21 protein-coding genes are annotated in these 24,438 nt (G+C 63.3%); 9 read left to right on the top strand and 12 right to left on the bottom strand.

The window, feature by feature from the left end; translation table 11 throughout:
• The first annotated feature begins 123 nt into the window (after positions 1–123).
• Both hpnN and BN2476_RS23745 read left to right on the top strand, forming a co-directional pair.
• Positions 124–2,742, top strand: coding sequence for a hopanoid transporter HpnN (gene hpnN, locus BN2476_RS23750; RefSeq protein ID WP_087736600.1), 2,619 nt, complete (start codon positions 124–126; stop codon positions 2,740–2,742).
• Between the two features lie 4 nt (positions 2,743–2,746).
• Entirely contained in the window at positions 2,747–3,808 is a 1,062-nt protein-coding gene (locus tag BN2476_RS23745) for an MlaA family lipoprotein (protein ID WP_087736599.1), read from the top strand.
• 126 nt (positions 3,809–3,934) lie between these two features.
• Here BN2476_RS23745 and BN2476_RS23740 read toward each other — a convergent pair whose 3' ends face one another.
• From BN2476_RS23740 to hpnD, 5 genes are all read right to left on the bottom strand, one after another.
• Complete coding sequence (locus BN2476_RS23740) at positions 3,935–4,426, bottom strand: acyl-CoA thioesterase (protein WP_087736598.1); 492 nt, start codon at positions 4,424–4,426, stop codon at positions 3,935–3,937.
• Positions 4,427–4,575: 149 nt separating this feature from the next.
• Positions 4,576–5,289: a phosphorylase gene (locus BN2476_RS23735; RefSeq protein WP_087736597.1), complete on the bottom strand. Its 714-nt coding sequence runs from the start codon at positions 5,287–5,289 to the stop codon at positions 4,576–4,578.
• Positions 5,289–7,322, bottom strand: a complete 2,034-nt coding sequence (shc, locus tag BN2476_RS23730; protein ID WP_087736596.1) for a squalene--hopene cyclase — start codon at positions 7,320–7,322, stop codon at positions 5,289–5,291. Before shc ends, BN2476_RS23735 begins: the two co-directional genes overlap by 1 nt.
• Positions 7,319–8,590: a hydroxysqualene dehydroxylase HpnE gene (hpnE, locus tag BN2476_RS23725; protein ID WP_087736595.1), complete on the bottom strand. Its 1,272-nt coding sequence runs from the start codon at positions 8,588–8,590 to the stop codon at positions 7,319–7,321. Before hpnE ends, shc begins: the two co-directional genes overlap by 4 nt.
• On the bottom strand, positions 8,590–9,438 hold the full coding sequence (gene hpnD, locus BN2476_RS23720; RefSeq protein WP_087736594.1) for a presqualene diphosphate synthase HpnD: 849 nt from the start codon (positions 9,436–9,438) through the stop codon (positions 8,590–8,592). Before hpnD ends, hpnE begins: the two co-directional genes overlap by 1 nt.
• 554 nt (positions 9,439–9,992) lie before the next feature.
• On the opposite strand from hpnD, the gene BN2476_RS23715 reads away from it, so the two are divergent.
• The gene (locus BN2476_RS23715) at positions 9,993–10,415 is read left to right on the top strand and encodes a nuclear transport factor 2 family protein (RefSeq protein ID WP_087736593.1); all 423 of its coding nucleotides are present in this window, start codon (positions 9,993–9,995) and stop codon (positions 10,413–10,415) included.
• A gap of 70 nt (positions 10,416–10,485) precedes the next feature.
• Here BN2476_RS23715 and BN2476_RS23710 read toward each other — a convergent pair whose 3' ends face one another.
• The 3 genes from BN2476_RS23710 to BN2476_RS23700 are packed head-to-tail and all read right to left on the bottom strand — an operon-like array spanning position 10,486 to position 12,405.
• Complete coding sequence (locus BN2476_RS23710) at positions 10,486–11,424, bottom strand: GGDEF domain-containing protein (protein ID WP_087736592.1); 939 nt, start codon at positions 11,422–11,424, stop codon at positions 10,486–10,488.
• Complete coding sequence (locus BN2476_RS23705; protein WP_087736591.1) at positions 11,421–12,044, bottom strand: chemotaxis protein CheC; 624 nt, start codon at positions 12,042–12,044, stop codon at positions 11,421–11,423. The genes BN2476_RS23710 and BN2476_RS23705 overlap by 4 nt, the downstream gene beginning before the upstream one ends.
• On the bottom strand, positions 12,037–12,405 hold the full coding sequence (locus BN2476_RS23700) for a response regulator (protein WP_087736590.1): 369 nt from the start codon (positions 12,403–12,405) through the stop codon (positions 12,037–12,039). Before BN2476_RS23700 ends, BN2476_RS23705 begins: the two co-directional genes overlap by 8 nt.
• Before the next feature lie 236 nt (positions 12,406–12,641).
• On the opposite strand from BN2476_RS23700, the gene BN2476_RS45645 reads away from it, so the two are divergent.
• From BN2476_RS45645 to BN2476_RS23685, 3 genes are all read left to right on the top strand, one after another.
• Positions 12,642–13,142, top strand: coding sequence for a hypothetical protein (locus BN2476_RS45645; RefSeq protein ID WP_143811025.1), 501 nt, complete (start codon positions 12,642–12,644; stop codon positions 13,140–13,142).
• The gene (locus BN2476_RS23690) at positions 13,129–15,441 is read left to right on the top strand and encodes a hybrid sensor histidine kinase/response regulator family protein (protein WP_087736588.1); all 2,313 of its coding nucleotides are present in this window, start codon (positions 13,129–13,131) and stop codon (positions 15,439–15,441) included. Before BN2476_RS45645 ends, BN2476_RS23690 begins: the two co-directional genes overlap by 14 nt.
• Before the next feature lie 203 nt (positions 15,442–15,644).
• A complete protein-coding gene (locus BN2476_RS23685) occupies positions 15,645–16,766 on the top strand; it encodes a hypothetical protein (RefSeq protein WP_087736587.1) in 1,122 nt (373 codons plus the stop codon).
• 82 nt (positions 16,767–16,848) lie between these two features.
• Here the strand turns inward: BN2476_RS23685 and BN2476_RS23680 are convergent, their stop codons facing one another.
• Entirely contained in the window at positions 16,849–17,400 is a 552-nt protein-coding gene (locus BN2476_RS23680; RefSeq protein ID WP_087736586.1) for an NADPH-dependent FMN reductase, read from the bottom strand.
• A 383-nt stretch (positions 17,401–17,783) separates the two neighbouring features.
• On the opposite strand from BN2476_RS23680, the gene BN2476_RS23675 reads away from it, so the two are divergent.
• Complete coding sequence (locus tag BN2476_RS23675) at positions 17,784–17,990, top strand: hypothetical protein (protein ID WP_087736585.1); 207 nt, start codon at positions 17,784–17,786, stop codon at positions 17,988–17,990.
• Between the two features lie 94 nt (positions 17,991–18,084).
• Here BN2476_RS23675 and BN2476_RS23670 read toward each other — a convergent pair whose 3' ends face one another.
• A complete protein-coding gene (locus BN2476_RS23670; protein ID WP_087736584.1) occupies positions 18,085–18,375 on the bottom strand; it encodes a DUF1272 domain-containing protein in 291 nt (96 codons plus the stop codon).
• 169 nt (positions 18,376–18,544) lie between these two features.
• Positions 18,545–18,916, bottom strand: a complete 372-nt coding sequence (gene arsC / locus BN2476_RS23665) for an arsenate reductase (glutaredoxin) (protein WP_087736583.1) — start codon at positions 18,914–18,916, stop codon at positions 18,545–18,547.
• 986 nt (positions 18,917–19,902) lie between these two features.
• Between arsC and parA the strand changes: the two genes are divergently transcribed.
• Positions 19,903–20,565 (top strand): ParA family partition ATPase, encoded by a 663-nt coding sequence (gene parA / locus BN2476_RS23660; RefSeq protein WP_087736582.1) that lies wholly within the window; start codon positions 19,903–19,905, stop codon positions 20,563–20,565.
• A gap of 24 nt (positions 20,566–20,589) precedes the next feature.
• Complete coding sequence (locus tag BN2476_RS23655; protein WP_087736581.1) at positions 20,590–21,651, top strand: ParB/RepB/Spo0J family partition protein; 1,062 nt, start codon at positions 20,590–20,592, stop codon at positions 21,649–21,651.
• A gap of 44 nt (positions 21,652–21,695) precedes the next feature.
• On the opposite strand, the gene BN2476_RS23650 is transcribed toward BN2476_RS23655, so the two are convergent.
• Positions 21,696–23,045 carry a replication initiation protein gene (locus tag BN2476_RS23650; protein WP_087736580.1) on the bottom strand — a complete coding sequence of 450 codons (1,350 nt, stop codon included), beginning with the start codon at positions 23,043–23,045 and terminating at the stop codon, positions 21,696–21,698.
• Positions 23,046–24,438: the final 1,393 nt, after the last annotated feature.

Here is a 24,438-nt window from a genome sequence, read left to right as displayed (position 1 = left end):
CGGGCCAGTATACCGGCTTTGACGGGCCGCACTGCGTTCGCTTACGCGACCTTGCGACGGCCGCGTCGGTATACTTGTGCCCTCTGCCAATAACACCAATCTGACTAGGTCCCGCTCGCGTACATGCTGAAGTCCTCAATCGTTCGCCTCGTTGTCTGGTCGGTGCGCCGTCCGCTGCAGGTCATCGGGCTGTCGCTCGTACTCGCCGTGCTGAGCGCCACCTATGTCGTTCATCACTTCAAGATCAATACCGACACCAGCCGTCTCGTTGAGAACGATGCGCAATGGTCCGCGCTGGAAAAGCAGATCGACAAGGCCTTCCCCGATCGCGGGCAAACGCTGCTCGTCGTCGTCGAGGCCGGCGCACCCGAATACGCGAACGCCGCCGCCAACACGCTCGCCACGGAACTGCAAAAGGAAACGAAGGAGTTCGTCTCGGTATCGCAACCGGGCAGCGGGCCGTTCTTCGAAAAGAACGGCTTGCTGTTTCCTTCCGTCAGCGAAGTGCAATCGACGACCGGGCAACTGGCCAAGGCGCGCCCCCTCATCAACTCGCTCGCGCACGATCCGAGCCTGACGGGTCTCGCGGGCACGCTGACCACGAGCCTGTTGCTGCCGCTGCAGATCGGCCAGGTGAAGCTCGCCGACATGAGCAACCTGCTGTCGCGCAGCGCGACCGTGATCGATCACGTGCTCGCCAACGAGCCCGCCGTGTTCTCGTGGCGCGCGCTCGTCGACAAGGACGCCGCGAAGATGCCCGCGCGGGCGTTCATCGTGGTGCAACCCGTCGTCAACTACGCGGCGCTGCAAGCGGGCGCGCATGCATCGGAAGAGATTCGCAAGACGGCTGCATCGCTCGATCTCGATGCGCAGTACGGCGCGCGCATCCGGCTGACGGGCGAACAGCCTCTCGCCGATGAAGAGTTCGCATCGGTGCAGGACGGCGCGGAGATCAACGGCATCGCGACGTTCCTCGTTGTGCTTGGCATTCTTTGGCTCGCGCTGCGCTCGGGGCGCCTGATCTTCGCCGTGTTCGTCACGCTGTTCGTGGGCCTCGCCATCACGGCCGCGCTCGGGCTGATGATGGTCGACGCGCTGAACATGATTTCCGTCGCGTTCATGGTGCTGTTCGTCGGGCTCGGCGTCGACTTTGGCGTGCAGTTCGGCGTGAAGTATCGCGAGGAGCGCAATCGTGATGACCGGCTCGCGGCCGCGCTCATTCACACCGCTTACAGCATCGGCGTGCCGTTGACGCTCGCCGCCGTCGCCGTTGCCGAGAGCTTCTTTTCGTTCCTGCCGACGGCCTATCGCGGCGTGTCCGAACTGGGCAAGATCGCGGGCGTCGGCATGTTCGTCGCCTACGTGACCAACATGACGTTGCTGCCCGCGCTCATCAAGGTGCTCAATCCGCGGGGCGAACCGGAGTCGCCGGGCTTCAAGTTCCTCGCACCCGTCGACGACTTTCTCGACCGCAACCGCACGCCGGTGCTGATCGCGACAGCCGTGGCGATCATCGGCGCATCGCCGCTGCTGCTGCATCTGCGTTTCGACTTCAATCCGCTGCATCTGAAAGACCCGAACACGGAGTCGATGGCGACGCTGATCTCCCTCAACGACGCCCCCGAAGCCGCCGTCAACAACGTGCGCGCGCTCGCGCCTTCGCTGGCAGCCGCGGACGCGATTGCCGCGCGGCTTTCGAAGCTGCCGGAAGTCGGCCGCACGACGACGCTCTCCACGTACATTCCCGCCGACCAGCCGCAAAAGCTCGCGCTGATTTCGGCGGCCGCCCAGCAGCTGTTGCCCGCGCTCACGCAGACGCCCGCGCCGCCCGCCACGGATGCCGTGCGCGTCGCCGCGTTGAAGCGCTGCGCGAACCAGCTCGCACTCGCCTCCGAAGATCACCCGGGCCCCGGCGCCGCCGAAGCGAAGCATCTGTCCGATACGCTGACCAAGCTCGCGAACGCCGATGTCTCGACGCGCGACCGCGCCGAGCGCGCGATGTCGGAACCGCTGAAAATCTCGCTGCACCAGCTGACGACCTTGCTGCAACCATCGGAGATCACGCGCGAGAACGTGCCGAAGGACATCGCGGAGAGCTGGGTGTCGAAGACGGGCCAGGCGCTCGTCGAGATTTCGCCGAAGGTGCCGCCCGGCGCCGATCCCGGCGACGACGTGATGCTGCGCAACTTCGCGAAGGCCGTGAAGACGGCGGAGCCTGGCGCAATCGGCGGGCCGATCTCGATCCTGCACTCGGCGAACGTGATCATCACGGCGTTCCTGCAGGCGGGCGCGTGGGCCATCCTGTCGATCACGGTGCTGCTGTGGCTCACGCTGCGCCGGTTCGGCGACGTGCTGCGCACGCTCGTGCCGCTGCTGGTGTCGGCTATCGTCACGCTGGAGTTGTGCGTCGCGTTCAACATGCCGCTGAACTTCGCGAATATCATCGCGTTGCCGCTGATGCTCGGCGTCGGCGTGGCGTTCAAGATCTACTTTGTGATGGCATGGCGCCGGGGACAGACAGGCCTGCTGCAATCGAGTCTCACGCATGCCGTGCTGTTCAGCGCGGCGACCACGGCGACGGCGTTCGGCAGTCTGTGGCTGTCGCACCATCCGGGCACATCGAGCATGGGACGGCTGCTCGCGCTGTCCCTTGTCTGCACGCTGACGGGCGCTGTGGTATTTCAGCCGGTGTTGATGGGCAAACCGCGCGCTCGCCGCGCATTGAAGAAACAACAAGGATAGCCGCATGAAGATGCGAACAGCCGCGCTGGCGCTGGCCGCCGCGAGTCTTGCGACGGGGTGTGCAACAGGACCGGACCGGAAGCCGGGAGACCCGCTCGAACCGATGAACCGCGCGATTTTCACGTTCAACGATGCACTCGATCGCACCGTCGCCGTGCCGATCGCGAAGGGCTATCAGAAGGTCACGCCGCAGCCGCTGCGCCAGGCGATCAGCAACTTCTTCTCGAACCTCGGGGATCTGGACAACTTCGCCAACAGCCTTCTGCAGTTGCACATCAAGGACGCGACGGAAAGCCTGATGCGCTTCGCGATGAACTCGACGTTCGGCATCGGCGGCCTGATCGATTTCGCGACGCCTGCCGGACTGCCGAAGCACAAGCAGGACTTCGGCCTGACGCTCGGACGCTGGGGCGTGCCGTCGGGTCCGTATCTGGTGCTGCCGCTTTTCGGGCCGAGTTCGTTCCGCGACGGCCTCGGCTATTTCGTCGATTTCCGCGCGAACCCGATGACGTATCTGGACGCGGAGTACAAGTACCCGCTGTACTTCCTGCAGTTCGTCAGCGTGCGTTCGGATCTGCTCGGCGCGACGACGCTGCTGGAACAGGCCGCGCTCGACAAATACTCGTTCGTCCGCGACGCCTACACGCAGCAGCGCCGCTCGCTGCTGCGCAACGCTGGCGCGCCCGCTTCGAATCTGCCGAACTATAGCGAGCCCGAGGATTCGGGTGCGGAAGCGCCTTCGGGGGCGTCGGGCGTGGCGCCGTCGACTGTTCCGGGCGCGGCGCCCACCGGCTTGCCAAACTACGAGAATCCGGGCGAGGCCGCGCCGCCGGAAGGCGCATCGGGCGCAGGTGGCGCAAAGCGGACGCCGCCCGCCAATGACGACGGCTTGCCGAACTACGAAGATCCGGGCGACACGTCCGCGCCGCCGCCCGCCTCGTCGACGGCGCCCAGCGACGGCACGCCCGTCCCGTCGATGTCGAACCCGTCGGGCGCAGCGCCAGCGCAAGGCGCGGCTCCCGCGCCGTCGCCCTCGCCTTCGCCCGACAAGTCCCCTTCGCAATAAGCCGCTTTGGCTTTTGTCCTGTGGATGCAAAAAAATCCCCGGCTGGTCACGCAACCAACCGGGGATTTTTTGTGCGGCCGACTCAGCTAGCCGAAGGATTACGGCGATGAACCGCCGCGCCGCGCGTCAATGCGCTGCGTCCGCTTCCTGATCGACAGCATTAACTGCCTCGGCGTCTTCCGATGCAAGCAACGCCGGTTGCTGCTGCATCGCGCGCAGCTTTTCGCTGTAGCGCTCGAAAGCCTCGTCGGCGTAGCGGATCTTCTTGCGGCCGTGCGGCGCCGGATTGCCGTTCTCGTCGAGATTCACGAACACCATCTTTTCGACGGTCAGAATGCTCTTGCGCGTGATCTTGTTGCGTACTTCGCAGCGCAGCGTGATCGACGTCCTGCCGAAATGGGTCGCCGTCATGCCGAGCTCGATGATGTCGCCCTGCCGCGCCGAGCTGACAAAGTTGATCTCGGACATGAACTTGGTCACGACGCGCTGGTTGTCGAGCTGGCAGATCGCGTAAATGGCGGCTTCTTCGTCGATCCAGCGCAGCAGGCTGCCGCCGAACAGCGTGCCGTTGGGATTGAGGTCTTCAGGCTTGACCCATTTGCGTGTGTGGAAATTCATTCGGTCCCTCTTCGGAATAGCGCGGACGCGCTCGTCGGCGCGCCCTAGGGTTAATACGTAGCACTATATCAGACATAAGGGTTTTCCCTAGGTTATCAAGACCAACACACTGTTTCGTTTTCGCGGCGTGCAGCGTGCGGCTTGATGCGTCAGGGAAAGAGGAGCGCGCCCGAGCGTTCCAGGGCGTGCCGGGCAGCGACGAGCGTGCTACGGGCGGCGCGGGCGTCGGCGGCAACCTGCAGCAGGCCGCCCAGTTGCGACGGCTGGCGCGCCAGTTCGCGCAGGATCGGCCCGATGGCCGTTGTGCCGTCGTCGCGCAGGCCCGCCGTCGCGGCGGAGGGCAGCGTGCGCCACGCCGGATCGACGACGGCGCGGCAGACCGCAAAGGGCAAGCCGTTCGCCTCGGCGATCGCGCCCGCGAGGTGAGATTCCATGTCGACAGCAAGCGCGCCCGTCGACGCATGCAGCGCCTCCTTGTCCGCAGCGCCGACGAGCGGCGCGCCGACGCCCGCCATCGGGCCGCGCCACAGCTTTGTATTCAGCGGGGTCGCGCCGAGCGCGGTGACGATGCGCGCGGACCAGCGCAGATCGGTATCGACCTTTCCGAGCGGACTATGCACGCTGCTCGCGACGATCAGCGCGCCGGGCGCCAGATCGGGCGCCAGCCCGCCCGCCGTGCCGAAGCTGACGATGCCCGCGCAGCCGCGCGCGACGGCTTCGTTGAGCGCGCGTTCGAGCAGATCGGCGCGCGCCGCGAACACAGCGTCGACGCCCTTGCCGCGCGCGATGCGCGCCTCGAACGCCATCCCCGTGACGGCGATGACGGGCAGGCTCGCGTTCATGCGATCGGGCCGAGCCGCCATCACATTCCGACGGTGACGCGCTTCTCGCCCGTGCGCGTCAGGTTGCGGTAGCGCGCGAGGGCCCACAGTGGGAAGAACTTGCGATAGCCGTGGTAGCGCAGATAGAACACGCGCGGGAAGCCCGTCGCGGAAAAGCGCTCTTCGTCCCACAGGCCGTGGTCGCGCTGCTCGCTCTTCAGATATTCGATGCCGCGCGCGACGGCGGGATGATCGACGTAACCGGCTGCCATCAGCCCGAGCAGCGCCCACGACGTCTGCGACGGAATGCTCGTCGCCTTTTCGTAGCCGCGGTAGTCGAGCTTGTAGCTGGTGCCGTCTTCGCCCCAGCCGCCGTCCGGGTTCTGGATCGACACGAGCCATTGCGCGGCGCGTTTGATGCGCGCGTCTTCGAGCGAGATGCCCGCCGCGTTGAGCGCGCACAGCGCCGTCCACGTGCCGTAGATAAAGTTCATGCCCCAGCGGCCGTACCAGCTGCCATCTTCTTCCTGCTCCTTCAGCAGATAGTCGTACGCGCGGCGCGCCGGCTCGCTCGTCGCGGGCATTTCGCCGAGTTGCGCGAGCATTGACAGACAGCGGCCCGACACGTCCGCCGTCGGCGGATCGAGCAATGCGCCGTGATCGGAGAACGGAATGTTGTTCAGGTAGTACTGCGTGTTTTCCGGCTCGAACGCGCCCCAGCCACCGTCGCTGCTCTGCATGCCGACCACCCACTCGCGGGCGCGGGCAATCGCGTTGCCGTCGACATCCGATTTCGTCAGCGCCGCCGCGCGTTGCATCGCCATTGCGACCACGGCCGTATCGTCGACGTCGGGGTAATGGGCGTTGTTGTACTGGAATGCCCAGCCGCCGGGACGCGTATCCGGACGGCGCGAAATCCAGTCGCCGCGCACGTCGAGAATCTGCAGCGGGCGCAGCCATTCGAGGCCGCGCAGCACGGCCTCTTCGGCGCGCTCGTCGCCCGTTTCGAGCAGCGCATGCGCGATGAGCGACGTGTCCCACACGGGCGACAGGCACGGCTGGCAATACGCTTCGTCTTCGTGGATGACGAGCAGCTTGTCGATCGACTTGCGGGCAATCGCGCGATTCGGGTGATCGGCGGGATAGCCGAGCACGTCGTACATCATCACCGAGTTCGCCATCGCCGGGAAAATCGCGCCGAGGCCGTCTTCGCCGTTCAGACGTTCATCGACGAATGCGACGGCCGCCTTGATCGCGCGCTCGCGCGACGCTTTCGGGAACAGGCCGTCCGTCATGCGCAGCACGCCGTCGACGGTGCGGAAAAAGGCGAACCAGCCTTTGCTCTGGTGGCCCGAGCGCGGCAGCAGGCCCGTCGTCACGGGCGCGCCGCGGAACAGTTCGTCGATGCGCACGCCGCGCGGATTGCGCGCGACGGGGCGCTTCGCGTTCAGCACGAGCAACGGCACGATCACGGTGCGCGCCCAGTACGACACCTTCGACAGATGGAACGGGAACCACTTGGGCAGCAGCATGATTTCGACGGGCATCATCGGCACCGCGTACCACGTCACCACGCCGAAGAGCGCCAGCAGAATGCGCGTGAACACGTTCACCGCCTCGGCGCCGCCGTTCGCGAGAATCGCCTCGCGCGCGCGGACCATGTGCTCGGCGTCTTCCGGATCGCCAATCATCTTCAGCGCGAAGTAGGCCTTCACGCTCGCGCTGACGTCGAGCGCGCCATCCATGAAGAGCGGCCAGCCGCCGTTGGGCAACTGGATGCGGCGCAGATAGCGCGCGATCTTCTGTTCGAGTTCGACGTCGGGCGTCTCGCCGAGGTAATGAACGAGCAGCACGTATTCGGCGGGAATCGTCGCGTCGGCTTCGAGTTCGTAGACCCAGTGGCCGTCGTCCTTTTGCGCGGCGAGGATCGCATCGGTCGCGCGCGTGACGGCGGCGTCGAGCGCATCGACGGGCGCGGCGCCCGTCGCCAGCGCGGCAGCGACGGGGGCGTGATCGTCGATCAGCGTTTGAGGCAGTGCATCGCCCAGCGTCTGGGTCATGGATAGGTCGTTCATCGGCGTTCCATCAGTTCATTCAATAGCGTATCCGCGGCCTTCCGGCCCGAGCGGATCGCTCCTTCGATGCCCGCTGGCAGGCCGGTTGCCGTCCAGTCGCCTGCAAGCATCAGATTGTTCCAGCGAGTGCGCGTAGCGGGACGGCGCATCTCGTCTTCGGGCCGCGCGGCGATCGTCGCGCGCGGCTCGACCGTCACCTGCCACTTCAGCGGCAGATCGTCTGACAGCCCCGTCGCTCTCGCGATGTCCTTCCACAGCGTACGCGCGAGTTCGTCGCGCGGCGTATCGATGAGACTCGCGGCGTCATATGCCGTCACCGACAGACGCCCGTCGGACGCGATCAGCCAGTCGGCGGTCGCGTTGACGAGGCCCGTCAGCGGCGGGTGGCCGAGCGGCGGCTCGACGGCGTAATGCGCCGTCACGACGGCGGAGAACCGGCCCGGCGCCTGCACGGCCGGCAGCAGCGCTTGCGCGACATCCGGCGTCACGGCCAGCACGACGGCCTCGTTCACGCCGATTTCGACGCGCTCGTCACCGAATCGAAGCGCGCTCACGCGGCTCTCCGACGCGTGCGCAAGCTCGAGCGCGTCGAGCCGCGTGCCGAGCCGGATCGCCGCGCCGCCGTGCTGCAAAAGACGCAGCGCCGGTTCGACGAAGGCAGAGCCCAGCCCGTTGCGCGCAATCAGCGGCCGGCTTGCGGGGCCGCCCGCCGCGAGCGTGTCGCGCAGCGCAGCGCCCGCCACTTCGGCCGTCGCGTGGCGCGGCTCGATGTTCGTCATCGCGAGCAGCAGGGGCCGCAGCATGCGGTCCCACAACACGCCGTTGCTGCGCATCGTCTGCGCGACGGTGCGGCCGGGCTTCGCGAACAGCAGCGGCACGATCGACAGATAGTCCGACCACACGGTCTCCGGCACGCGCGCGCCGGCCTCGAAAATCCACGCCGGAAAACGTCCCGGCGACATCCGGACTGTCCAGCGCCGGTTCGTCGCGAGATCGACGAAGGGGTATTCGGGCTGTATCGGCCCGACAAGTTCGTCGGCGGAACCGATTGCGCGCAAGTAGTTCAGCGTCGCCTGCTGGCCCGACAGCATCAGGTGATTGCCGCTGTCGACCGTGCCCGCGAGCACGCGGTCGTAGTACGAACGGCAGCGGCCGCCCGCCTGTTCGGCCGCTTCGTACAGGATCACCTGCGCGCCGCGCCGCTGCAACTGCACAGCAGCCGCCAGACCGGCCAGCCCCGCGCCGATCACATGGACCAGCTTGCGCATCAAAAGAAAGCGTAGCGCGCGACGATGGCCAGCATCCGCAGCTTCGGCTTGCTGATCTTCGTGCGCGGAATGTCGAAGCCGCGATCCAGCGTGCGATCGAGCAGCACGCGATAGACGCCCGACATGATGCGCGGCGCGCGAACCTGCGCGCGCGGCTGCGCATCCATGATCGCGTCGGCGGCGGCGAAGTGCTGCTTCGCGCGCTCGACGAGCGTCGCGCACACGCGAGGCAGAGACGGATCGTCGGCGACCGTAAGCGGATTCGACGTCGCGATGCCTTCCCGCGCGAGCAGCTCGTACGGCAGATAGCAGCGGTTGATCGCGGCGTCTTCGTCGATATCGCGCAGGATGTTCGTCAGTTGCAGCGCGCGTCCCAGATGATGCGATAGCTCGATGCCGGGCTGCTCCTCCATCCCGAAAATTCTCACCGACAACCGGCCCGCCGCGCTCGCGACGCGGTCGCAGTACAGATCGAGCGTCGCTTCGTCGGGCGCGCAGATGTCGGCGGCGGCGTCCATCGCCATGCCGTCGATCATCGCGTGGAAGTCTTCGCGCTGCAGGTGAAACGTGTGGATGTGCCGGGTCAGTTCGCGCAGCGACGCGCGCGGCGAGCCCGCGTAGCACGCGTCGATGTCCGCCCGCCAGCGCTCGAGACCCGCGGCGCGTTCGGCGCGCGGCAGGTTGCTGTCGGCGATATCGTCGACGGCGCGGCAGAAGGCGTAGACCTGGTACATCGCGTCGCGCTGCGCCGGCGGCAGGATGCGCATCGCGAGATAAAACGAGCTGCCCGAACTTGCGGCGGCTGCGTCAGTTTGTGTTTCGTCCACGACGAGGTTGGAAACGGCCAAGACGATCTCCGCTGAGACACCCACGAGGGGGCGATCAAGAAGTCATGCCTACCCGCAGGGCAAGCCGCCCGCGCGCGCGGACACGCGCGAAACTCCAGCCACAAAGGCCGGAAAACGGCGAAAAGTATACCAACCTTTGACAGGCGCCGCAGAAACAGCGAGCGATCGTGTGAGCGCGGCAAGCGCGCAGGCGCACGGTTAATCGGTATGGGAGGTCGACGGGGTAATGCCGGCGGCATTTGGCGCAATGCCAATCAAAATCGCTTTGTCAGCTCTGGTTATGGCGTTGATTGGCGGGCTATCTCAAATTAAGACTTGTCTGAGATATCGCGGGGCAAATCGCGATTACATTTGTCGTCGCTATGAACACCGAAGGGACACACCACAGGCCAAAGCGCTGTCCGCCCGCAAATGGTCGACATCAAATATGTCGACATTTTCCTGGAGTCCATTTTCAGTCGGATTATCTCCGGTATTAATTGATCGATCATTTTCGCGTTCAAAATTAATTGATTTTAAATAATCCGCCAATTTCGTTTTATTGAAGGAAAATCATGAAATTCCATATGTTTTTAGCCGCGCCTCTTCTCGCCGCTTTTGTGTTTTCGGCACCCGTCTTCGCCACGCAAAACGACGAAGCCGTGATCCGCCAGATGGAGGAAACGTGGCTGCAGGCAAGCATGCATCGCGATCGCGACACGCTCAAAGCACTGCTCGACGACTCGTATCGCGAGATCACGCCGTCGGGCGCGGCGCGTACGAAAAGCGATGTGCTGAGCGCGCCGCCCTTGCCCGCAGGCTCGAAGCAGACGCTGCAGAATGTGCAGATTCATGTGGACGGCGATCAGGCCGTCGCAGTCGGCGAAGATCACTTCATGGCGCCGAACGGTCAGTCAGCCGTGTTCGCATTCAAGGACGATTTCTTGCGTCGCGACGGCCAGTGGCGCATCGTCGGCTCGTGGATGAGCCGTAAGTGAATCAGCGCAGCGGGCGTCGAACACGTGCGGCTTGCCGGCGGGCGCCCGGCCCCCGCGCCACGAAAACCACTCAGATGAAGGCCACCGAGCGGTTGCGCCCCTGCCGCTTCGCGCTATAGAGCGCGGCGTCCGCCTCGTTGATGAGCGCCTCGTAGGCCGGCACGCCCACCCGCGCCGCCGCGCCGCCGACGCTCGCAGTCACCGGCACGTTCACGCCTTGCACATCGACGGCCGATCCGCCGATCGTGTTCCGGATCTTCTCCGCGACCTGCATCGCATCGTCGAGCGGCGTGCACGGCAGCAGCAACGCGAACTCCTCGCCGCCGAAACGCCCGAACGTATCCTGCGCACGCACGACGTGCGACACGCGCCGAGCCATCTCGCGCAGCACGGTATCGCCGACCATGTGGCCGAACTGGTCGTTGATCTTCTTGAAGTGATCGAGATCGAATAGCAGGATCGACAGATTGCCGCCGTAGCGCTGCCAGCGCGTGTATTCGTCGCGCAACCGCGCTTCGAAGAACCGTCGGTTCGCGATACCCGTCAAGCCGTCGCGGTCCGCGTATTCCTGCAGCTTCGCGACAGCCTCTTCGCGCTCGCGCTGCACGATGCTCACGTGCGTCACATCGCACACCGTCACGCAGACGGCCTCCACTTCGCGCTCGCGCATGATCGGCATGAACGTGCAGTCCTGCTGCATGTAATCGACGCCGCCCGTGATCGGCCGGTCATGATCGAACTTGAACAGATACGGACGCTGCTCCCACGAGCTGAACGCAAAGCTGCCGAGCTGGAAAACGCTTTCGACCTTGCGCGTGAACCACACGCGCGGCAGTTCCGGAAAGCTGGCGAAAATCGACCTGCCGACCACCTGCTGCGCCGACAGTCCGCTGTGATCGTGCATGAAGCGGTTCCACATCAGCACGTTCATCTGACGGTCGAGCACGAAAATGCCAAAGCCGACCCGTTCGACGACCAGGTCGCTCAGCGTTGGAAGCGGAGCATTCATAGGCTGGAAAGCAACGCGTCCAGCGCGGTGCTCAGATGGCGGATCGAGTCTTCCGCCATCAGCATCACGAGGTGGGCGCGGAAACTCTGATCCTCCAGCGCGAAGTTCACTTCGACCAACAGCGCGGCCTCCCAGGCGAGCACTTTCGGCTGGAAGACGTCGTCGAGCGACATCGCAGAACCGAGCAGGCCCGGCGGCGAAAACACCGGCGTGCGCCCGAGCTGGTCGAGGATGCACGACACGCACGCGCCCGTCAGGATGTTCGCGACGTCGAACATGAGTTCTTCCTGCGACGTCGCCTCGTACGCGGACTTCGCGTACGGATCGCTCACGAGCGCGCACAGCTGCTCGATGCTGCCCGTGCGGCAGATCACGAGCGCCTCGCCCTTGATGTCGGACCGGAAGCCCTGCCGGACGGCGCTGACGGGCTCGTTGATGCCCGTCATGTCGCGCAGCGCCTGCGCCGCCTCGCGCACGGCGACCACGCGCACGCGCGGCACGGAAAGTTCGATGAACGCATCGAGCAGGAGCGCGAGGCGCGTCGCGGCCTGGCCCATCGCCAGATTGGCGATCTCCTGCAGCGCGTCGCGCTGCTCTTCGTTTAGGACTGGCTCAGACATACAAACCGTACTCCTTCAGGATGGGACGCAGCGCCTCCGGGGTCACGGGCTTGGCGATAAAGGCAATCGCGCCAAGCGTGCGCACGCGCTCCCTTGCCATCGGCTGGATATCGGCGGACACGACGATCACGAACGTATTGAGGTCCTCGTGCTGTAGAGCCTCAAGAACCTGATAGCCCGTCATGTCGGGCATCGTCAGATCGAGAAACATCACCGATGCGCGGCCCTTGCGATAATGATCGAGCGCTTCGCGGCCGTTCGAGGCATAGGTGATGTCGACTTTCCAATCCTCCGGCAATGCCTTGGTGAGCACCTTGCGGGCAAGCAGCGAATCATCGGCGATCACAATGGGCAAAGACATGGCAGTGGACTGGAAACGGAGTGGGCTCGTACGTGTTAACGGCGGCGTGAATTTAATCTTTAGTGGCCGCTCGCGCAGTCGCGCAACGGAACCGCACGGACGAGGAGTAAGCGGCAAGGAGAAGCGGTCGGCACGAGCGATGCTCGACACGATGGCGGCCCGACGAACGCGCCGTACGGCGCGCGCTGCACGGGCGGCGCGCGGCCGATGCAGTGTGCACGCAATGGACAACGTCAATGACCGGCATTTTCGAAGCCTACCCCGTTGATCATGCTGCGGCGGCAAGACGGCGTTCATGGCTCCGTGGTGCCCCGCTGGTCTCCGCGAGGGTTTGGCGGGACTTGCATGGCATGCAATGCCCGGGCCCTCGCGCGGATTTCGCCCGATCATGGCGGGCTGAGTATTTATCGTTGCGCAATTTTCGAAGCAAATCGGCGAAAAGGCAACTCGCGAACGGGCGTTCGTCGAATGAAATCAACTCAAAACAGTCGAATTGCAGTGAAAATATGGCAATCAGCTCGACGGAAGATCGTCTTTTTACTTTTGTGTACGTTTGCGCTTCTGGATTCGTCGCTGATTTGCAGGCGTATCCGGCCAACGCTTTCAAGCCTCGATGGGGCGCGGCCGTTGCGCGCATGGTTGCATTGCACGCGAGCAAGCCGCGCACCGACTCTATGATGAGAGCTCTACCGCTTGCCACCCGCCGCCTGCGCGGCCTGCGCCATGACGAAACCTGACCGGCCCGATTCCGTCGACGTGAAAGCATCGGACGGGCGCGCACGCGCCGCGCGGCCCGACGAAGCCGTGTTTCCCGCCGTGCCCGAGCACAACTTCGCCGTGCGCCGCATGACGCTGATCGCGCTGCTGGTGGCGGCCGTCGTGCTGCCGTGCGTGTTCGTCGCGGCGATGGCGTTCAGCGACCTGCGCTCGCGCGAAGCCGACGCGACGGATGTGACGCTGCGCACCGTGCGCGTCGCCGAAGAGCATGCGCTGAAGGTGTTCGACATGAACGAGGCGCTCGATGCGCGCGTCGTCGATCTCGTCCAGGGTCTCGACGACGACGGCATCCGCGATCGCGAAGCCTCGATCCACGAGAAGCTGCAAACGATGGGCGGCGGCTATCCGCAAGTCGCGGCCGTCGCCATCTTCGGCCGGGATGGCACCCTGCTCGCGAGCAGCCGCTTCTATCCGGCGCCGTCCGTGTCGATCAGCCAGCGCGAGGATTTCGTCGGCATCCGCGACGGCCAGGTGCTCGAGCACGTGTCGAAGGTGATGGTCGGAAACGTGGCGGGGGAAGTCGTGTTCAATACGGGCGTCGCGCGGCGCGCGGACGACGGCTCGTTCGCGGGCATCGTATCCGTCGCATTGCGGCCCAGCTATTTCAACGCGTTCTACCGCGAGCTGCGCGGCGGCACCGACTCGCCGATGACGATGGCGCTGACGCGCGCCGACGCTTCGCTGCTCGCGCGCTACCCCGTCACTCCGATGTCGAAAGTCGAGGAACCGACGCGCCACAACGCCTATACCGATGCACTCGCCGAAGGCCGGCGCGCGGGCGTCGTGCGCGTGCGTTCGACGGTCGACGGCGAGGGCCTGATCGTCGCGTTTCGCCGCGTCGGCTCGTACCCCGTCTATGTGACGTGCGGCTATCGCACGTCGGCGATCTGGGCCACGTGGTATCGGCATTTGAGCGTGCTGATCCTGTCGATGTTCGTGCCGTCGATCGCGCTGTGGTGCGTGATCTGGCTGTCGCTCAAGCGGCTCGCCGCCGAGGAAGAGGCGTGGGAGCGCTGGCAGGCGGAAGCGTCGATGCGCCGCTCGATCGAATCGGCGTACCGGCAGTCGCGCAAGATGGAAGCGCTCGGCAATCTGGTCGGCAGCGTCGCGCACGATTTCAACAACCTGCTGATGATCGTCTCGGCCAACGCGCAGATCCTGCGCCGGCGCGGCGCGGCCACGTTCGATCGCGAACTGGCCGCGATCGAGCGCGCATTGAAAAGCGGCCAGTCGCTCACGCGGCAGTTGCTCGGCGTCGCGCGCAAGCAGCCGTTGCGCAGCGAAACGCTCGACGTCGCGCGCTGGCTGCCCGGCTGCCACGATCTGCTGCGCGCGTCGCTCGGCGCAAAGGCCGCGCTGGTGATGGACGTCGGCGTCGGCGTGTGGCCGATGCACGTCGATGTCGCCGAGCTCGAGCTGGCGCTGATCAACGTCGCCGTCAATGCGCGCGATGCAATGCCGAACGGCGGCCGCTTCACGGTGCGCACGAGCAACGTGAGTTTCCGTCATGAAGACGGTTTTCCGATCACAGGCGATTTCGTGCAGCTGTCGCTGGAAGATACGGGCGTCGGCATGCCGCCGGACGTGCTGTCGCGCGCGTTCGAGCCGCTCTTCACGACCAAGCCGAAAGGCATGGGTACGGGTCTCGGCTTGCCGCAGGTGTTCGCGTTCTGCGAGCGCTCGGGCGGCCTCGCGGCGATCGACAGCGCGATCGGCGCGGGCACGTCGGTGCGGCTCTATCTGCCGCGAGCGACGCACGCGCCGGAAGTCGAGCGGCCCGTCGAACCCGTCGCCGAGCAACGGGACGCGCCGCACGGACTGCGCATTCTGCTCGTCGAGGATAACGACGAAGTCGCCGCGGGCACGGAAGCGCTGCTGCAGATGATGGGCCACGAGGTCACGTGCACATTCAACGCCGACGCAGCAGTCGAACGGCTCGACGCCGCGCGCGCGGCGCAGAAGCATGCGGGCGAGCCGCTGCCGTTCGATCTCGTGATCTCCGACATCCACATGCCGGGCAAGCTGAACGGCATCGATCTCGCCGAGCATATCCAGACCTTCGAGACCAAGCTCCCGGTGATTCTCGTCACGGGCTATGCTGAAGAGTTGGAGCGCGCGCGCCACGTCGACGCGCGCATGTTGTCGAAGCCCTTCGATATCGCGCTGCTCGACAAATTCCTGCAGACGCTGCAGCGGGAAATCGCGCAATCGCCGACGCATCCGGCCGGTTCGAACGCACTGCCAGGGATTACCAGCTAGTTGTAAAAGGGCGCCACGCAACGTGGCGCGCGTCGATTGACGATGGTTTCGACGCTGGCGCAGGTTCGTTGCCCCGTCCTTCGTCGTTCCGGCTGACTGCGCGGTCGCGCATTCCGGCATGAACGTTGCGCGTTTCACGGCATCGACGAACGAGCGGCCTCGGCTGCGCCGGGGGTCCGTTCAGAAAGCCGCAGGAGACAGACATGCGACACACCGTGATTGGTCTTTTCGACAGCTACGCGCAAGCCGAGAGCGCGCGCAACATGCTCGTGCAGGCCGGCTTCGCCTCCGCCGACATCGAATTGCAGGCGAACCCCGAAACGCCCGCCGATGTCGCCACCGCGCATACGCCCGGCGTGATCGCGAATATCGAACGATTTCTGTCGAGTCTCTTCCAGACTTCGGGCACGACGGCGCCCGAGGCCGAGCGCTACACGGAAGCCGTGCGTCGCGGCGCGGTGCTCGTGGCCGTGAACGCCGCGAGCGAGTCGCACGCGGAACTCGCGCGCAATTCGCTGACGCGGCTGGGCGCGATCGAAGTCAGCGAACGTCCGGCAGAGGGCAGCCGCGCAGCGGCAACGCGCGACGATGCGGCACAGGCACGTCGCGAGCATTCGGTGATGGATGAGCTCGGCATCAGTACGCCGGCTGCCGTGCCGACGGCGGCCCAGCCGTCGAGCGATGCGCGGCTCACCGGAGAAGAAGCGCGCAAGCGTGCCCAGATGGATACGCTGCACGGCGTACCGCCCGTCGACGAGCCGTCGGCGCAGGCACTCGCCGCAGCGAGCGCGCCGGGCGCCGGCGCGGTGATGCGGCCCGAAACGCCGCCGCCGGAACAGCCGGGCTCGGCGCCGTCACGCACAGCGGCGCAGCAGGAGACGACGCGGCCGGGTCAGTATCCGAACTACGCGGCGCCGACCAGCACGCCACCCGTCACGCCTCCGGGCGAAACGCCTGGAGCAGCGGCCGTTGCATCGGCGGGCATCGCCGGTTCAGGCGCCGTGATGACACCCGATACGGCCGAGCCCGCGCGCGCGATGCCTCAACAGGTCCCCGACGAATTCCTCGAGTACGAGGAAGATTTCCGCGCTCACTACGACGCCCAGTACGCGGACGAAGGCTCGCGCTTCGACGAATATGTACCCGCCTATCATCACGGCGCGGCGATGGCGCGCGAAACCCGCTATCAAGACCGGCAGTGGGATGAAGTCGAGCCCGAAGTCCGCGAGCACTGGGAGCGGGACAGGCCGGAGGGCAGCTGGGAGCGGTTCAAAGCCGCCGTGCGGCACGGCTGGGATCGCGTGACAGGGCATCGTCACACGTAGCCGTGCATGTTGTGACAATCCCGTTCGGAAAGCGAGGCGGCGCCCGGTGTCGAGCGCCGCTGCCTCATGTCGATAAGCGGCGTTAGCCGATGTGCCGCTTCACCCAATCCACGTAGCGATCGACAAACTTTTGCAGGAACTTGCGCGTGTCGTCGCTTTCGATATTGCCGTTTTCGTCGATCTGGCCAGCCGTGTGTTTGATGAACATTTCCGGCTGGCCGAGCGTCGCCACATCGAGATAGGCCAGCACGTTGCGCAAATGTTGCTGCGACAACGCCGTGCCCGTCGCAGCCGGCGACGTGCCGATCACCGCGCCCGGCTTGCCGGCCCACACACTATGTCCCCACGGGCGCGAGCCCCAGTCGAGCGCGTTCTTCAGCACGCCGGGTATCGACCGGTTGTATTCAGGCGTCACGAACAGCAATGCGTTGGCAGCGAGAATCCGCTGCTTAAAGTTGCGAGCCGCTTCTGGGAAATCGTGGTCGTAATCCTGGCTATAAAGCGGAAGCGAGCCGATGTCCAGAAACTCAAAAGAAAAATCTGAAGGCGCGAGCGAAATCAATGCCTTCGCCAGAAGGCGGTTGGTCGAGTCGCGGCGCAAGCTGCCGACGACGACTGCAATGTGATAGGCCATGTCTTCCTTCCTCGGTTGGCGCGGAACGCGCGAAAAAAAAGATGCGGCCGGTCAATCATAGTGGCCGATGTGTGAACCATAGCGCCGAATTCGGCACGCGATATAACACGCTAGCCGCGCGCAGTGGATAAATCGGGGGATGCAAAAGTTATCCACAGATTTTCTGGATAACCCTGTGGATAGGTGGAATCTTTGCCTTATCAATCAAGCGGGTTGCCGGGCGGCCGCAAAGCGCGACAAACGGCTCGCGACAATACCTGCTGTTACAGCTTCGAAGTGAACTTGTGGACAAGCGATTTCTCGAACTTTTGAGAGCTTAATGCGTCCGGGAGCGGTCTGTGCTCGGATTACATTTTTAGAGACTTCATTGGGAGGACCACATCATGAGCTTGGATCATTCTGGAAAATCCCACGATGAGGCAATCGCCGCGAGAAAGCAGCAGAAACCGCGTTCGCTTGAACAACCGGGAGGCGATATGGCCGTCGACGGTACGCAAGCCGACGAGACGCATAGCTGCGGTGAGCTGTCCGAGCGCGGGAAGCAGGTCTGGCGCACGGGGAGCGGGCTCGATGGAGGTGGGAAAGTGTGAAGTCCCCGGTTCGACGTCGGCGGGATGAAGAAAAGGGCGCCTAGGTTCTTCTTATGAGGCGCCTTTTTTGCACTTTTCGTGCGCCGTCGAGTGTCTACCGCTGTGAGGGCGGCGTATCGCGATAACGCGCGAAAAATCCGCTGTGTGATGTCTCGTCTACGTTGACAGGGTGCCGTTCCGCCGCTGCGGGATGTTTCGCGAGCATTGCAGCGGGACGGATCGGACGGTGTTGGAAATTCCCGCCGCAGTTGGGGCACACGTTGCGCAACTTCGTCAGCGCACAGACCTCGCAAAACGTGCATTCGAAGCTGCAGATCATCGCATCGGTGGCGGTTGGTGGAAGCGCTTTGCCACATGCTTCACATGACTGTCTAAGTTCCAGCATGTCGGTCCTCCCACATGAGGTCGAGATTAGAGCGCCGCGCGATGATGCCTTGCGCGGCTTCTACCGTAGTCTATTTGGACTTGCGTCAGTAAGAGTGTCAGCCGTGCGTCAATTGCTGCCACGCTTTGGTCGGAACGCGATACGGACAGCTCGTTTGATGCTTGTCGGCCTAATTCGCGAACTCGGGAAACAGCGCTTTCACATTCTCCGGCGGTCGACCGATGACGGCACGTCCGTTGCGAACCACGATTGGACGTTGAAGAAGGATCGGATGAGCGGCGATTGCTTCGTATAACTGAGCGTCACTCAATGAAGTGTCGGCGAGTCCTAGTTCTTTATAGGCCGGTTCCGAATCTCGGATCATTTCGCGTACCGCGCAGCCAAGCTGCTGGTTCAGTTGCTTCAACTGCGTTACGGATAACGGAGTACGAAGGTACTCGAGGATCTCGACGGGTTCATTCGACGGATTGTAGACGTCGCCAATGAGGTCGCACGCGCCGCGTGATTTCGAGCAGCGGGGGTTGTGGTAGATGGTGATCATAGTGCTGTAGGCCGGATCGGGATGAAACGGAGGATTTTACGGCCATGCTGCGCGGATCGCTTGGGCGCAAACTGGTTGCGCGACGAATCTTGAGCGGGGTCCGTCGCGCGAGCAGTTGTATTAGCGTTGGGAGAGCGGTCGCTCACTCGTAGGTTGGATCGCGGCGGGTTATGTCGCTCGTGACGTTGACAAGGAACCCTCCGTTGAAATTGATTGGCTTAGGCGTGGCGTGCTATCTCGGCTGCGGTAGCCACAACATCTAACCATCGGTTTGCGGACAAGAGCTGCGCCGCAAGCGCTGTTGGCAATGGAAGCTGCTGGCCCGTCTAAGGACCTGCCTTTCGGGGAATACAAAGTTCCGTGCGCGGGACACGGACGGCAGCGTTTCCGTTGAATTCGAGCGAGGTTGTTCATGCACCAAGCGACGATTGCGCGTTCCCGTGGGCTCGCTTTATCGGTCCGCGAGTCTTCATCTCTAGAAGTTGAGAGCCGCAGTCTGAGGAGCGCGACTCTCATATCCCTTGGTTCGGTTCGCACCCAGGAGCCTGATTGCTTCATCCCGCAGGTAGTGCAGCCATGTGCACCCCGGTTTATGCGCATAAAGCCGATCGAGATCACGAAGAGATCGGGGCCGGGTAGAACGGTGCGACAACCGGTTTGCGCTGCGAAGCATGAATCGTTTATGCGCATAAACCGGGGTGCACATGAATAGATGGTCGACATTCGTCGCCTATCGCATTCGCCATGCAGTCAATATCGCCTCTCCCACACCAACGCCACTTAGAACCTCAATCACATCTGCAAAGTCCCACCCGCCCAATCCTGTCCCCACGGGATACACGGACTGCCGGGCGGATTACTCACCCGTCCTTTATGCGCATAAACCCATGCCGAACGGCCTATAACCGTTGGATCTGAGCAAAATTGATTGAATTACAAATTTAACAAGGTAAAATTCAGCGGCGTACAAAAAGAGGAGGTGAACGTTGGCGGCAGAAATCATCGCGGTTACACAGCAGAAGGGCGGCGTCGGTAAGAGCACAATTGCGATGCACCTCGGCGCAGCCTTTCACGAGCGAGGCAAGCGCGTTCTGGTTGTTGACGCCGACGGTCAAAACACCCTCATCCATTGGGCCAGCGCATCCTCGGATAGCGAGTCCGGCATCCCGTTCCCTGTCGTCAATCTCTCCGAAGCCGGTGCTCAGATCCATCGCGAGATCAAGAAGTTCGTTGCCGACTACGACCTGATCGTCGTCGATTGTCCGCCGTCCATCACTGAGAAAGTCTCCGGCGTCGTCCTGCTAGCTGCGACGGTCGCGGTCATTCCCACATCGTCGTCTCCGGCTGATTACTGGTCGAGCATCGGGCTCGTGAAATTGGTACAGCAGGCGCAGGTCATGAACGAAGACCTGCGCGCAGTCTTTCTTCTCAATAAGACCGAAGAGAAGAGAATGCTGACGCGCGAACTCAAGCGCGCACTAGAAGAGCTCGGTTTTCCGCTTTTGCGAACCCAGATTCCGACGCGAGAGGCCTACAAGCAGGCAATGGCGCTCGGCCAGACGGTCCTACAGATGAACGACCGAGGCGCCAAGCTTGCCAGCATCGAAATCCGCGCATGCGCCGACGAGATCGCCGCTCTGCTTCCCTGAATTTATGCGCATAAAGGTACCTGAATGAAACCGTCCCAATTCGCCAAAGGCTTCCAGGCACGCCCCGATTCGACCAGCAGCGAAAAGCGCACCGCGCTCGATCGGCTCAACGCGATCGACGGACTCGTGCAGAATGCGCCCAAGACCTCGAACATCGCGGCTTTCACGAGCGCGCCTGCAATGTCGTCCGCCATCAGCGACGCCGAGCCAGCGGAAGCGGCAAACGAGTCGGTCGAATACCGCAACTGGCGAGCCGAGCACGGCTACCGCCCTGGCCAGATCATCGAACTTCCGCTGAAGGCGATCAAGCCGAGTCCGTTCAATCCGCGGTACTTTTATCTGAAGTCGTCGATTGCCGAACTTGCCGTCAACCTCGCGAAGCAAGGACAGCAGCAGGCCATCCACGTCATTCCTGATTACAACAATCCCGGCAGTTACTTCGTCAGCGACGGTGGTCGACGTGTTCGCGCGTTGAAGGAGGCGAACAAGGAGACGGTAAAGGCGATCGTGATCGATCTGCCGATCGGCATTCAGAGCTACAAACTCGGCTACGACCTCAACGTCCAGCGCGATTCGCAGACGGTGTTCGACAACGCCGTCGTATGGCGCCGCTTCCTGGACGAAGAGCACTTCCAGAGTCAAAAAGAACTCGCCGAACATCTCGGCCTGGATGAGTCGACCATCGCTGTCGCACTGTCGATTTCGAAGCTGCCGGAGGCCGTGATGCAGGAGATGGTGGCGCGGCCGGATCGATTCGGTTCGAACATGGCGTACCAGGTTGGCCGGTATCATTCGGCGCGCGGCACTGATTCAACACTGCGCCTGATCAACAAGATTCTTTCGGATGATCTGAGCACGCGGCAGGTCGCGGACATCGTCAAGGGCAGGGCGACTGCGCAGGAGAGTGCGAAACCGGCCGGCCGTCAGCGTTACGCACAACGGCTCGATATCAAGCTTGGTGGTGTGTCCGTCGGCGATCTGAAGTCGTACGGCGATGATCGGATCGAACTGAAATTGCGCGGACTCACGCGTGAGAAACGCGACGAGATACTCCGGCAAATCGAACAGATGTTAGCGGAGCAGTAAGGGAAAGCAACGGGCGCGCAGCGAGTGCGCGCCCGGTTGTGCGCTCAGGCGGCCCGCGACTGACTCAGTGTGAATGCAAGCAGATCGCCATCCGTCGGCTCGCCCCAGGTTCTGCGCGCGAGCCAGTCGAAGAACGCCGTCTCCGTCAGCTTCGACTCCAGCCCGCGTCGACGCCAATCGTCGCGCATGTGTGCACCAAGACCCGGCAGTTCATCTTCCTCGAACGAGTGACGCGCCAGTTCACGCTCTGCTTCACCTTGTTCGTCGTACAGCGCCTGCGCCTCCTTGCGCCGATACGCCATGTATTCGCCCAGCAGACGCGCCTTCAGATCATCTGCTGGTGCCGCGATGGCGCCTTTGCTGGCGGGTGCCGAAGGCAATGCATCGACGGGTGGAGCATAACCCTTTTTCAAAGCGTCCTTGAACAGCGCTGGCGCACTGCGCACGGGCGGTAGCGTTGTGCTGCGCATCCGCTGCTCCGTCATTTGCAACGCGGCGCGGATACGGTTTTCCTCGCTGTCCGCGTATAGCGTCTGCGCTTCCTTGAGCGGGATGCCGATCTTCACCATGCGGTCGACAAGCGTACTGTCGAAGACGTTCGGATGCTCGTCCAGCGCCAGCATCGGCTGCTTGCGCTCGGTCACGCGAAACTGGATTTCCGCGACCCGACGGCCTTCGCGATGTTCGATCAGTTCGACAAAGATATTCGTAACGGCATTGACTTCCGCAATGGCCGGGCGCAGATAGTCGCGCTTGAAATATTTGTACTCGCGCTTGGCTTCATCGCCGGCTTCCATGTCAGGCGTGCCGGACAGGATCGGCCGCCACCACTCCCACGCCTCACGCATCGTTAGATGGCTGGGATTGGTCAGATAGCGCACGCAGATTTCGTACAGCGCCAGACCTGCGCTACTGCGCAACTGGCTCTGGAACTGAAGGCTCAGCCGCGCGTATTGCACCGGATCGAGCAGCTTTTTCTTGATTTTCGGCGCGAACGAGAACTCTACCCAGACGCGCCGCGTCGCGGGGTCCTCGAGAATTTCGGCGTCGGCGATCAGCGTCGAGATGCCCCACTTGCGCCCTGGCTTCTGGCTCGACGTGCCCTGGCTCCACTCAACCTGCACCGACACCATCCGGCGCAGGTGCTCCTTGACGAGTGCAGTATCGTTGGAATCGAAAGCGGAGTTGGCGACGATGTCGGAAAGCAGCGCACGATAGGTGTCGCCCGATTCATCCGCCTGCTGGGCGACTGCGAGCAACACGTTGAAGAGCTTGCGGGTTAGCAGCGTGATCTTGCCGCTCTTCGGCTGAATGGCAATCGCCTCGACGGCCTTGCGCAATTCGGCGGAGCTTGGGCTCACCACATCGGTTTTTTTCGCGCGCTTCGTGGCCATGCGTCGAGTCAAGAAGAGATTTTGCGAAAGGATACCGGCTGTGGTGATGCACGTCTATAGCGGTTATCTCACCTACTTGGGGTGAAACGCGTTTACGGCAGCCAACTCACCCAGAGCCACTCCCGCAAAGCCTCACCTTTTGATTTCGGACGCATTTTGTCATGGCATTGATGGTCGCGGGATTGCTTGACGTGAGGTCGCGTCGCGCGCGCGACGACCGTCGTAATCGCTTCCCGTAACGGCTCACCTTTGCAGAAGTCGCAAATAAACGACGCGTGCAGATGCTGCTGCGGCTCCTGGTAGCGCTAGAACAGCGAACGGCTATTTGCGGACGCATCGTGAACGACCGGCCGGCCATCCAGGTCTCGCGCGTCAGTATCCGTGGGGAGGCGGCCGTCCAAGCCGCGTCGACGGGTGCTACGGCTAAGTCAGTGGGCCAGTGAAGGGTCGACGAAACCATCGAAAGCGATGTTTTGATCGGCTGACCGGCCGCCGACACGGAGAAATCCGCCGAGCGGGGCCGATGTAGGCGCAAACGCGGAGATGTACATGCGGATTCCCAGCTTTCGGTAAGCGCTGGGTCTCGGTCAAACTGCGAAGACGCTGTCCCGAATATTCTCACCTTTGCGAATGACTGACCCGGTACCGGATGGGCTTCCTGAACCCATACACAATTCGGGCGCGCAAAAAACCTCCTGAAAATGCTCACCTGTGAGCCGATCCAGACCCAGCTTTGTACCGCCGCGAATCGGCAGCCCGACGTCCCGAAGAAGCTCACCTTTGGTGGATTACGAAGTGAAAAACCCGCAAATTTAGATACTTAGATATGCGCCGACCCTGCCGGGTCAGTGCTCGACTCCCGGAAACTCTCACCTCAGCCCTAACCAGTGACGCAGTGATGCCCAAAATCTGATCGCCCGACTCTCCCGAAAATCTTCACCTTCACGCAATGAACCAGGTCATGGCACCGTCGCCGAACCCGCGCTAATACGACCTCTCAGCGCGATTGCGACTCCGACGCTCCTGCATTTCCTCACCTTTCAGCCCAAACCGGGCGCACATGATTCCCGCAAAGCCTCACCTTTCCGAATTGTGGGTGCAAAAACTGGCGCACGATATGCGTGCGGCTTTATCTCCTGAATCCGCTCACCTCAAGATCGATGCTCGCAACAGTCGCTCATTTAGCGCGCCTGCCGATCGAAACGGACGGCGACCAGCTCCCGAAAAACCTCACCGATCGGGATTGCGCGGCCCAAATACAAGCCTAAATGCCCTTCGAGTCCCGAAAAATCTCACCATGATGTCCGGTTTTCTCCCGCGAGTGCTCACCGACCGTGCGAAATGCCCAGGAAATCAGCTCAATGATCATTGGAATCGCCGTCCTGAATCCGCT

This window comes from Paraburkholderia piptadeniae, assembly GCF_900007165.1.
GTDB lineage: Bacteria > Pseudomonadota > Gammaproteobacteria > Burkholderiales > Burkholderiaceae > Paraburkholderia > Paraburkholderia piptadeniae.
This window is presented reverse-complemented; position numbering and strand designations above follow the sequence as displayed.